Origin of the sequence: Sphingomonas yabuuchiae, from assembly GCF_001477495.1 — a bacterium.
Classification (GTDB): domain Bacteria; phylum Pseudomonadota; class Alphaproteobacteria; order Sphingomonadales; family Sphingomonadaceae; genus Sphingomonas; species Sphingomonas yabuuchiae_A.
Window position 1 is genome coordinate 1 of record NZ_LDTF01000035.1, and the last position, 12120, is coordinate 12120.

At 55.4% G+C, this 12120-nt stretch carries 2 protein-coding genes and 6 pseudogenes; 4 read left to right on the plus strand and 4 right to left on the minus strand.

Features of this window, described 5'->3' with window-relative positions; all coding sequences use genetic code 11:
- Positions 1–98: 98 nt before the first annotated feature.
- Positions 99–1270, minus strand: a protein-coding gene (locus NS355_RS07970; protein ID WP_153008130.1) for an IS3 family transposase whose coding sequence is annotated in 2 segments (ribosomal slippage) — positions 99–1006 and positions 1006–1270 — 1173 coding nt in all. Because the reading frame shifts where the segments join, the coding sequence is not laid out codon by codon here.
- A 57-nt stretch (positions 1271–1327) separates the two neighbouring features.
- Between NS355_RS07970 and NS355_RS19290 the strand changes: the two are divergent.
- The 3 pseudogenes from NS355_RS19290 to NS355_RS19475 all read left to right on the plus strand — a co-directional run.
- A pseudogene (locus NS355_RS19290) lies at positions 1328–1462 on the plus strand (IS3 family transposase); the annotation flags it as partial.
- 2 nt (positions 1463–1464) lie between these two features.
- Positions 1465–1581: pseudogene (locus NS355_RS18695) on the plus strand (IS481 family transposase); the annotation flags it as partial.
- A gap of 21 nt (positions 1582–1602) precedes the next feature.
- Positions 1603–1801 (plus strand): annotated as a pseudogene (locus NS355_RS19475) (IS3 family transposase); the annotation flags it as partial.
- Between the two features lie 492 nt (positions 1802–2293).
- Here NS355_RS19475 and NS355_RS18220 read toward each other — a convergent pair.
- Both NS355_RS18220 and NS355_RS07985 read right to left on the minus strand, forming a co-directional pair.
- Positions 2294–6343: an RHS repeat domain-containing protein gene (locus NS355_RS18220; protein ID WP_084787706.1), complete on the minus strand. Its 4050-nt coding sequence runs from the start codon at positions 6341–6343 to the stop codon at positions 2294–2296.
- Positions 6344–6857: 514 nt separating this feature from the next.
- Positions 6858–7189: pseudogene (locus NS355_RS07985) on the minus strand (IS481 family transposase); the annotation flags it as partial.
- Between the two features lie 214 nt (positions 7190–7403).
- Between NS355_RS07985 and NS355_RS07990 the strand changes: the two are divergent.
- Positions 7404–8700: pseudogene (locus NS355_RS07990) on the plus strand (IS110 family transposase).
- A 214-nt stretch (positions 8701–8914) separates the two neighbouring features.
- Here the strand turns inward: NS355_RS07990 and NS355_RS18230 are convergent.
- A pseudogene (locus NS355_RS18230) lies at positions 8915–9584 on the minus strand (hypothetical protein); the annotation flags it as partial.
- Positions 9585–12120 lie beyond the last annotated feature (2536 nt).

A 12120-nucleotide genomic window follows, 5' to 3' on the forward strand; every position in this document is an offset into this window, starting at 1 on the left:
CTACCGACGCCCGAACACGTCGAAGCCGGCGACAGGGCACAAGATCTATCCCTACCTACTGCGCTGAGCAGCCCCCACCGGGTGGTCCGGGTAGATAGTTAGTGCATTGTCGTCTCGGCCGCCATTGCCGGGCATAGGTGGAGCGAAGCGGAACCGGAGGCCGGTAATGGCGGTGTTGCCGCTTCCGGGGCCGGCGGTTGGTAGCCCAGGCTGCTATGTGGCCGGATGGTATTGTAGTGACGGCGCCACGCCTCGATCAGCACCCTGGCCTCCGTGAGGCTGTAGAAGATCTCACCATTGAGCAGTTCGTCGCGAAGCGACCCGTTGAAGCTCTCGTTGTAGCCGTTTTCCCATGGTGAGCCTGGCGTGATGTAGAGTGTCGTCATGCCGATCTGCCCAAGCCATTTCTGGACGGCGGTGGCGATGAACTCGCTGCCGTTGTCCGATCTGATATGTGCAGGCGGACCCCGGTCAATGAACAGCTCGGCCAGGGCCGCCAGCACATCTTCGTGGCGAAGCTGACGGGCGACCACCAGCGCCAGGCACTCGCGGCTGGCCTCGTCGATGATCGTGAGGATGCGGAACTTACGCCCGTCGTGCGTCCTCGCCTCGACAAAGTCGTACGCCCAGACATGCCCGGGATACTCCGGTCGCAGCCGAATACACGAGCCATCGTTCAACCACAGCCGACCGCGTTTCGGCTGCCGCTGGGGCACCTTCAGCCCTTCGCGCCGCCAGATCCGCTCCACCCGTTTGTGGTTCACCGACCAGCCGGCCGCATGCAGCAATGCCGTCACCCGGCGATAGCCGTAGCGCCCGTACTGCCTGGCCAGCGCGACGATGTCGTCCGTCAGCGCCTCCTCGTCATCTGCCCCACACGGCATTTTGCGCTGTGTCGACCGATGCTGGCTGAGCACGCGGCATACCCGCCGCTCAGACACATCCAGCACCGCCCGCACCTGGTCGATGCAGCGTCGGCGCCGTGCGGGGCTCAGAAGTTTCCCTTTGCCGCCTCCTGCAGGATCAGCTTGTCCAATGTCAGGTCCGAGATCGCGCGACGCAGCCGAAGGTTCTCTTTCTCCAGATCCTTCATCCGCCGCGCCTGATCTGTCCTTAGGCCGTCATATTCCTTGCGCCAGCGGTAATAGGTCTGCTCGCTGACTGCGATGCGTCGGCATGCCTCGGCAGTCGTTCCGCCCTGGCCCAGCATGATCTCAACCTCACGCAGCTTGCCGATGATCTCCTCGGGCTTGTGCTTCTTCGCTGGCATTCGTCGTCCCTTCTTTGATCCAGACTGTCATAGTCCATGGACCACTCAGAAGGGGGCAGCTCACGGCGGGGGCGACCGCCGCTGCCCGACACCGAGCTGGTCGCCGACATCCGCGAGCTCGTCGCCGAGCTGCCGACCTATGGCTATCGCCGCGTGCACGCCTTGCTGCGCCGCCAGGCCCAACAGACCGGGCGCGCAGCCTCAAGACCCTCAGCGGCCTTACACCCTACGAATACATCGCCAAGATCTGGACGTCAGAGCCAGACCGGTTCATTGTCGACCCGATCCACCAGATGCCGGGACTGAACACCCAAAAACGGGTGAGCAGGTCACGCGACAGCCAATATCTGTTGATCGAGTACATCGAACGCCTCGCCGAGGTAGGAATCGAACCGTCAGTGGCAGCATCGGCGACAGTTATGACAACGCTTCGGCGGGAACCATAAACGGCCGATACAAAGCCGAGATGATCTACCGCCGCGAGCTGTGCGCAGCTTCGAGGCGGTTGATTACGCTACAACGGAATGGGTAAACTGATCCAATCATCTCTGGCTGTTCGAGCCCATTGGCAACACCCCGCGCGCCGAGGCCGAAGAGCAATATCATACTGCCGCCAACATCGCCGATCTGGCAACGTGGCACATGCTCGACGGCTTTCGGCAAACCAGTGCGTTTTACTGCGCAGACTCACGCTTATGAAGACATCGGCAAAGTATGAATGGATGATACAAGACGATTCATCTCAAGCCTGCACCACGGAACCTTGGAACGAAACATCTGATAACAGAAATACGCCAACTATTTCGGCTTATTTGGATATGAACTAGAATAATCATTGCTTGGTATATATCGTTTTATTGCAATACCGCTGAACATAAGTAGCATAACGTCTGCAATGATTCTAAATAATGTAAAATAATGAATCTGGCCAACTGCGAGTTGGCTAGCCAGATCCTGGAGATCAAATGCGAGAATAGCTCCACCTAGCGCTGCGCCTAGGTATCCTAAGAACCTATTGTTCACTTAAAACCCTCCGAGAAAGTCCTGAGCCTTATCCTTGGCATAATCCCAAATTGAGACTCCAGCAGCTGAGGCTCCACCGGCTGGACCTGCCCCAAAAATACCCGTTTCAATACCGAACGCGTAGCCCCATAGTTTGAATTGAAGAGAATTTGCATCCTTTCTTATAGCGGTTATTTCGGGGCTTTTTACAATATCCATATACTCTTTCCAAAGACCCGCGCATTGAGGGCTTGCCGCTGAACCTCCGCACTGCTGAATCTGCCTCCTCAATTCTTGGAGCCTTTTCATAAGATCCTTGGTTCTATCTCGAGGATCAACCTTTGTATTCGATTTTCCAGGCGTTTTGTCCTTCGGTTTGGGTAAAAGTCCCATGTGCCGAAACCCAATGATATCCGCTTGGGTGGGATTGTATCGATTTATTGCTCCGCCATTGTTGTCTGGCATGTCACCGCCGGAAGCCCCCCCGGTCCCACCGGAAATCCGAACACCATTGACGACGATATCGCCGCTTTGCTCCAAGCCGGATGGATCTCTCAGGTTAATGGGATCGCCACTGACGTAGTTATACCAGTTCATGCCGTCGCCGTAGCCTATGGGATCGGTTTGCATGAACCGGCCGAGGGTTGGCGAATAAGTACGGGCCTTATAGTCGTAGAGACCGAGCGCGGGCAGCCACTTCTGCCCGGTATATTGGAAGCGGCCGATGTTATCGGACTGTGGGATGCCGTATTCGTCATAGCGATTGATCGCGATGGCGTTACCCGCATCGTTGGTCACCGCGATAACCGAGCCGCGCTCGTCGGCATGCAGCCATCGCCGATCGCCAAGCCCTGCGCCCTCATACCAAATCAACGCCTCGTCACTACCCGGGCCATAGACATAGCGGCGCAGTAATGCTCCGTTATTCTGATTGGTCTCGGCGGTGAGATCCGGCCCGTCATAGGTGAACGAGGTGTTGGCACCTGGATCGACGGCGGCATTGAACAGACGACCGAGCGGATCATAGGCCATGCCGATCCCTCTGCCGACCGCCATCTGGTTGTCGACCGTATAGCTATAGGCATCGCTGCCCGAGCTCGTCAGATTGCCGCGGCCATCATAGCCGAGCGACACCGAGCCAGCCTGGGTATACTGGTTCAACCCGTTCACGCTATATCTGCGGTCGGCGTTCACCCCGGCCGTCCAGGTATACCCATCGTTAGAAGCATTCCGGCTCGTGATCTGTCCTGCCGCATTATAGCCGAATGTAAGCGTCAGGTCATTGGCGTTTCCGGCCAGATCCTGTGTCAGTAGCGACAAACGCGAGGCTGGGTCATAAGCATAAGAGGTCACCGTGCCATTGGCGCGGCTGAGGCTCGTCCGCCGTCCCAGATCGTCGTATCCAAACGACACGAGTACGTTGCCCGAGCCATCGCGGATCGTATTCATTTCGCCGGTTGTGAGATAGTCATAGGTCACGGCATTGCCATCGCCCCATGTCATTTGGGTACGGCGTCCGGCTGCGTCATACCGGAAGGTCGCGTTGCCGAAGGTATAGACATTGTCATACTGAGCGCGGCGATTGCCCACTGCGTCATAATCATATCTAAGGGTTCGGCCGCTGGTGTCAGACGCGCTCGTCAGGTGACCGACGAGATCATAGCCATAGCTCTGGTCATATTCCGAGTAGCTGTTGTTGGGCCGATCCTTCGACACCATCCGATTGAGCGCGTCATAACCATAGTTGATGACCTGGCCGTCGCGCAGGCGACGCGTCACCACATTGCCGTTGGCATCATAGGTCAGTTGCTCATAGCTGCCGCCTGGATAAGTCGTGGTCTGAAGGCGATCCAGACCGTCATAGGCAAAAGTTGTGACATTACCATTGCCGTCGATGACGTTCGCGACATTACCGTTGGTAGTATAGCTTGTCTGCTCAAAAGTCTCCGCGCTGGTTCCGAATGCAGAATAAGTGCCAGTTACCCGCCCGGCAGCATCATACGCTATCTTAACCACGCGATCTGGGCCGTTGCCACCCGTCGTCTGCGGCGTGCAGGCGTCGCTCTGGTTGGCCCACTGGCTCATATCCATGCGCACGGCTGTACACTGCAGACGGCCAACAGAGTCATATGCATATTGCGTTACAGCATAAGACGTGCCACCCGCCGATAAGGTGTCCTGAACTTTTCTCGAATTTCCATCAAACGTACTGACCATTTGCTGCGAAGAAATAAACGAGCCGCCGTTCGCATCTACGGTGCCGATACTGATCGAATCCCGCAAACCACTAGGAAGGTAATGGAATACTTGAGCACGACGCTTCATCGGTCCTTCCCTGTCGGGGTCGGGTGAAAGCACGGCCACTAGGCGCCGAATTGCGTCATACGTATAATTGGTTGTATCAAAGCTTCCCTGAGCTGGACCATCGACCAGAATCTTATTACCAACCGAGTCATACGATGACGCTGTAGCTATATTCGTAGCGCCATCCCCAGATGACATACTATTTGCAATTGGTAAAAGATTACCGCTCTCATATCCTATGAATACCCGGGCCTCGTCAGCGCTATTTGAGCACGAGGATGTAGTCCTGCAGTTTGATACCTGTGTCAGTCGGTATGTTGGAAATCCTGACGCCGACGTGGCCCCGCTCGCTCCCTTAAAATTGGCTTGCATCGCTGTGTAGGCGTAGCGGGTTTGCGCTCGAATGCCATTGGCATCTGGCGGCAGAGTTATAGATAGGATTCCGCCATGCATCGAATCATAGATGTAATCCGTCTGATTACCTTTTGAATCCCGGGTCCAATTTGGCTTATTGCAGGTGAAAATATTTGAACAGGTTGCGTCAAAGCCGAAAAGCTCAGACGTATCGTTAGGTGATCCCGCCGTCGCGGAGACTTTTTTGATTTGAGTAGCGTTGCCACGAGCATCGTAGGTATAATCAATATGCATGCCGTTGGGCCGCGTGGCCGACGTAATCCTACCCATTGAGTCGTAAGAAAAAGAATTAGAATTACCAAGTTCGTCAGTTACTTGGAAAGGCTGCTTAACATAAATATTAGATAACGCCGTGCTTCGCTTACCAGCCGGGTCGGTAACCGTGGCTGTTCTGACGTCACCGGATACGCTAAATGCATAATTCCACGTGCGACCGTCTGATGTTATGCTAAATCCGGTTGCGTTTGAAGTTTTGACGAAGTTTGGGGCTGCGGCTGAGGGCCGTTGAACGGAATTTGTGCGGTAAGTCGTTGTTTGATTCAGGGCGTCAGTGACAGTCCAATAAGGGCCACTCGCATCTTGGCCATATCCATAGCTTACCGAAGGCCATGCCCTTGTAAATGCACAGCATGGGTCCACGGTCTTATTGAATGCTGTAATCTTAGTAAGGGTATTCCAACCACTATTTGACGCAGTCGCTGCAGCGTATTCATACTTTAGGCTATAACCAAAAGAGCTATCGACGGTTTCAACCCGAATTTTAAATGGAACCGCTGATCCATGGCATTGAAGCTGATTTGGATTTGAGCATGGTGCCTGGCGAGAGTAGGTCACTTGGATGGTCTCGCCAGATGGGTATCTTATTTGCGTTACCCGTGCAAAGCGATTGCTGTAGCTTGATGTGAGATTGGTATCATAGGTGTAAGTCACGCCCTCTGATGTTACCAAACTGTAAATGTTATTAGACCGAGTAAGAGTCGCCCCGCTGCCCAACGTTGAGATGTAGGCCGACCCGTTTAAACGGAAGCTTTCACTTTGGTTGCCAGAGGCTCCAAATACAGCCGCCTCAAGCAATGTTTGGTCCCCATATAGGCCCAGCTCAAATTCATTTTCGGGATCCTCACCAGTCAATCTATTGGCATATACGGTAAGAGAGGCATCGCCACTACCAATAGACAGCTCCGCTATTCGCAGCGATTGCGTGCCGGTTGAAAGATTTACGCCATTTTGATCCTTTTTTTCTCGCGAAGGCGGCGGGACGTCTGCATATGCCGGAACGGCGACTAACAATAAGCCTATTATTGAAGTTGAGCAAAGTAGTCCCGTAAACCTTGTTGCGCGGGCACCTTTCATATTTTCCTCCCCTTTGGATTATTAAATAACTTTTAGACAGTCAAGCACCAGCTTGAAAACGCCCGCAGCGTGGCGTAAGCGCTGAACCTTAGCAGACGGTATCTCAATTAATTATTTATGTCTGGCTCATTTCTCTGTTAGTACTTCAAGAATTAGCGTACCGCTCCAGCTGTGACCACGCGAGTTCGATTATCTGCTTTGTCATGACTATACGTGGTGGTGGTCCCATCGCCGGGACCGCCAGCCTTGACCGTCTGAACAAGTCGCCCTTTCGCGTCGTACGTGTACGTCGTGGTTTCAGCCAATGCGCCAGGTGATATGCAGGTAAGCAGGGTCGCACCTAAAACCTTGAACCTAGCACTTGCCATAGCCACTCTCCGGTTGTCTGTTTATCGCAATACTGAAGGCGTCATAAAGATATTGCAATATGTATGGTTCGTTAAATCGTACATTGTTGAATACCGGCGCGATCGGGCTTATTGCTGTGCTTAAATTTTTATGGTTTAAACAGCCCTTAGGTATTCAGTACCGGCATCTGGTGGATCGGATTGACGGTGAACCGGTCTGGCCCTGACGTCCAGATCTTGGCGACGTATTTATAGGGTGTGAGCCCGCTGAGCGTCTTGAGCCGGCGGGCGAAGTTGTAGGCGGCCATGAAATCGGCGGGGTGCGTCCGAATTTGGTCGTGGCTCTCGCAGTTGAAGCGTTTGACGGCCGCCTCCTTGATGGTCCGGTTCATCCGCTCGACCCCGGCCTTCGCCGGGGCAGGCTCTGTCCGTTGGTCTACGGATGCTTCGGTTTGGTGCGCCGTTCCTCGATGTCGTTCGCTTCGCAGATCATGTCGAAGCGCATCTGGCGGGACCAGGCGGTGTTCCGGTTGCGCGGCTGCTCGGCGAACTGGATGCCATAGCACATCGGGAAGCGCTGGAACGGGAGCCACTGTGGCCCTGATGAAGACAAGGCCGCGAAGCGGCCGCAGGCTTCATCAGGGCAAGCCATGGTCGGCCAGCAGGTATCTAAAGTGAAGTTGTCGAGACAACACTTTGGAGGCCGACCGACCATGACCAAGCTCACCTCTACGCCTGCCGGCGCCGTGCTGGTAGCCATCGACATGTCCAAGAACCGGCAGGAGGTCCTCATAGAGCGACCGGAAGGCGGCCGGCGCCGGCGGATGACCGTCATGGCGACCAGGCAGGACTATGACGGCTTTGCCGAGCAACTCGCTGCCATCGGGCGCCCCATCATCGTCGGGTTCGAGGCGACGGGTAATTACCATCGCACGCTGGCACACCGGCTGCTGACGGCGGGGTTCGAGCTGCGCCTCATCTCGTCGGTCGCGCTCGCCCGAACGCGTGAGGCGCTGCACAACGGCTGGGACAAGAACGACCCCAAGGACGCGCAGGTCATCCTGCATATGCTGCGGATCGGCGCGACGCAGCGTTACGTCGACCCGCTGGTGGCCGGGATCAACGACCTGCAGGAGCTGTCGAAAACCCACGAGACGATCTCCAGGATGAGGACACAGACCTGGCACCGGATACTGACCCACTACCTGCCGCTGTACTTCCCTGAGATCGCCCGCTTCGCAGGCAACAGCCGGTTCGACTGGTTCCTCGCGCTCATCGAGCGGTTTCCGACACCGGCCACCATCACGGCGCTGGACCGCGAGGCATTCTCGGCTGCGGCATGGCCGCTCATCGGCCGCAAGGTCTCCAAGGCACGCCTCATCAACGACATCTACGAGACGGCGTCCGCCTCGACGGCGCTGCCGGTGCCGGAGGACTCAGCCGCCATCACCATGTTCCGCATGGTCATCGCGCAGGGCCGCAGCCTCATCCGCCAGCGCGACGAGATCGAGCGGCTGGCCCATGCGCGGCTCACCGATGACGTCGACTACCAGCTGCTGCGCAACATTCCGGGCATCGGTCCGATCAACGCGCTGACCATCCTGGCCGAGGCCGGCGATCTGCGTCGCTTCAACCATCATCGCCAGTTCCTGAAGTTCTGCGGTCTCAATCTCGCGACCTGCCAGTCGGGCACGTTCCGTGGCCGCACCAAGCTGTCCAAGTACGGTAACGCGCGCCTACGCCGGACCTTCTGGATGGCTGCTCAGGTCGCCGCGCGTCAGCGCGACAACAGCTTCCGCGACAAGCTCGGACGATATGTCGCCGGGCACGCGGACGATGCCGACCGTCGCCGTAAGGCGATGACGGCGCTCACCGCCAAGATGGCGCGCGTGGCTCACGCCGTCGTCAAGACGGGGACAGAGTACCGGCCGTTTCTCGAACGGTCGGATGCCAGGTGGAAGGCCCCCTCTCTGCAAGTGCCGTGAGGGCGCTCGTCGAGCGACCCTGTAGATAATGTTCGGGCCTTCCACCTGGGTGCGTATCTCGTTTTGAGGATGGTGAGGACCACGGCCGCCCCGGCGCCGCTGGATCCTGTGTTTGCTATGGCAGGGAGCGATCCCGTTGACGGTGGGAGCCATCTGGCTCAAATTGCATACCGCGCCGATGGTTGTCGGCGCTTGGATATCTGCTGGCCAAAACCCACCGCTGCTTCCCGACATAGGACGTTGTCCGTTAGGATAGTGTGGATGCGGTACGGCACGGCTTCAGTAGGTACTCGAGGAACTCCTACGCTGTGCGCCTGTCAGCCTTGTCGACCAGTTGGGTGACCGCGAACTTGCTCGTGCGGTCTATGCCGACGAACAGGTAGAGCTTGCCTTCGGCAGTCTGCACCTCAGCAATATCGATGTGGAAGAAGCCAATCGGGTAGCGTTTGGAGCGCTGCCGCCTCGGCTTGTCGCCCTCGACGTCTGGTAGGCGGGAGATGCCGTGCCGCTGGAGGCAACGATGCAACGCTGAGCGGGTCAGCTGCGGGATCGATGGCTGCAGCGCGTAGAGGCAGCCCCCCGCTTACGCGGGGGCAGGCTGCCCGCGCTCGGGCAACACGACATGATCTGTGGCAGCCCCCCGCCTACGCGGGGGCAGGCCAGCGGCAGCAGTGTGTGGCGCCGGAACGCCACAACCATCGCCTCCTCGGCCTCGGACAGGGTTGTCGAATGAGGGGCCTTCGGCCCTGTCTTCATATCCTCAACCGTCGCCCTCTTACGCCATTTCGCGACCGTCTTCGGGTTGATCCCTAAATCACGGCTCAGCGTCGCGAGCGAAGCTTGCGATCGCTGTATTGCTGCTCGGACGGCGTGCGTGGTCGTGGCGCTCCCGTGACGTACCTGTCCCATACGGCATCCTTCCATTCCAGCGAAAGGATCGCACCATCAAATCGTGGGATCAAACACCTAGGCACCCCCTCCCCAAAAAGACGCGGACATGAAAACCTGTGATTTACAAGCGTCGATATAATTTTCGCTGCCACTGTCAAAAGTTGGCAGTTGCACTCAAATTACATAATAGGAAGTAACATTAGATAGCTACCGGTAAGTAACATAAAAAACGACATAAAAATTAAAACGCGACGCTGCCATGACTGGCAATATTGCGCTCGTTGGCACAGCCGCTGACAATTATTTCAACAACATTTTTAGATACAGCGGCGAGATACATGAGGGATACGATCTCTTTGAAGTTCTCGTTAGACCTTCTAAAGTGATAAAGAGCCGATCCACAGGGGCCGGCCTTGTCCGTCACGACAACGACATCACTAGGGTCAGCATATATTTTTACTACTCTGCCTCTAACTATACCTGATTGCCCTAATGCCGCCGATGTGGGCACCACAGCAATCGAAGCGGCAAATACAATGGATATAATTTTCAGCTATTTCAACGACATACCCCCCCCTCATACACTATTTTATAGACTTGCGTTCGGACATATCCTCCTGTCTGAATATCACCATGCCCTACATAAAGCTCGCAAAGACTACGCCTGACAATGCGAGGAAATATAGGGGCTCAGGGACTGGAATATATGGCATGCCTTCTGTCGCTGGCAGCAGCATCAGAGGCAATCGACAGAAACAAGAATCGTGTTATACGTCCGCTGCAGCCATTCGGAATAACGCGGCGAGGTTCTCATATTTTACGATTGCGCGTGACAGGCGATTATTGCTCATGCCGTATGAGTGGCGCCTCACAAATCAGCTGGATAGATACCGGTCATAGTTCGACGAGGTCTATCCAGCATACACCACCTGCGCGGACGGTATAATCCATTCTACTGAGCGGGTGCTGTGACAGCTTGGCGGACAGTAAGATACTCATTACATATTGGCCAGCCTGTGTCTCTGACGAATGATAGGCAATGTTATTCGCGCAACCAGGCGGGACAACATCCAAAAGAGCGTAGAGCTGCGTTCCTTGATTGCCGACATTTCTAATCTTTAAATTATTTATAGTTTCTGCCGAAGCGAAAATTGGCATGACCGACGCAGCAATGGCGCAGAAGCTTCCAATATGCCTAATAGCCGACGATATATTCATATGCACCACCTTCATACTGAAAAACAAGGCATTGGAAATCGCCTCATATGGCGACGATGCAGTATCACTGGGCTAGCAAGAAATATGGAACATGGTGCTCCCAACTATTCAGACCCGAACACCCTTTGACCGACGCATTTGAGGATGCCGATTCATTAAAGTGAGGAAGGGCATGACCTCCCGTATTACGCAGAGTGAGCAATAACGAATACCAGGCCGTGCAAGCTTGCGGGGAAACACCATCGTCGTTTGCCGTCACGCTGCATATCGCCGTGACAACATTCGAGGTCCCATTGTTGACGGCCGTGTAAACAAGACCATCTCCGCCAACGGCGAGATATTCTTTGGGGTAGGCTGGGCAAATAAAAGCCGCCTGAGCCGGCATAGCGAAGCACCAGGCTGCCGCAGCAATCGCACAGCGCGCTACCAGCTTATAGCTCGATTTTATCATTTCACTTTGTCCCCATTCTAATCATCGCGACCGATATTACCGTTTGTTCATTGCATGGGCCGGCATTGCTAAACCATATTCCGCTGACCTTCTCGCCGGAAAAGTATGCGCTCATGAGGGACGCAATAATATCCTGCCTGTTTGGCGCGTCGGCAGGGATCACGATGTGCTCACCATAATTGGAGCCGCCACCACAAGCTTGAGGCGGTGGATTAAGTGTAAAGCGACTGCCATCAGATCCGACGCGGTAACCTGTGACTCGCCACGAACCTGCTTCGTAATATTGAGCGGTTGCGCCGCTATTGCTCATTACTGCCAAGGCAAGCGCTATACCTGACCATGAGAGCTTCCGTCGCAACGTCATGATACCCCCTGTCCCTTAGTTAATTTCACCCCAGCCGATGAATGCGATACCAGCCGTTCACGCACGTCTCGTGGTCATAGCCGATATTGATAAGCTCCCCTTTTTCACGAGCAATCAAAGCTCGTGATAGGAGCATTTGCCTCGCGTCGGCCGGAACGTCTCCCGGGACGATCCAATAGACCCCACAAGGCTGGCCACTTGGCATCGTCGCCGTCGCAATCAGAAAGAGCCCGTTGTCATAGGTCAGGACTTCGGTGATGCGGGTAGTAAAGTTATCATTGTAAGCCGCGTGACTGGTACCGGCGTATATCAAGCAAACTGCAGCAACTAGGCGTACACAGCGAGATGTGCCAGTTCTCATTTTCTCATAAAGCACTCGAGTCATTTCGATGCCCTTCCCCTATTGCAATACGGCGTAGCCAATATGACAATACGCCCCTTCTTTCGTAGAGTACAGCGTAACAGACTTACCGTTCATATATGCGGACATGAGAAGGGCGATGACGTGCTCCCCAAAGCTC

What these genes read in the sequence shown, in the direction of transcription:
- NS355_RS18220 (WP_084787706.1), bottom strand. Translation starts at nt 6,343, where the DNA reads ATGAAAGGTGCCCGCGCAACAAGGTTTACGGGACTACTTTGCTCAACT.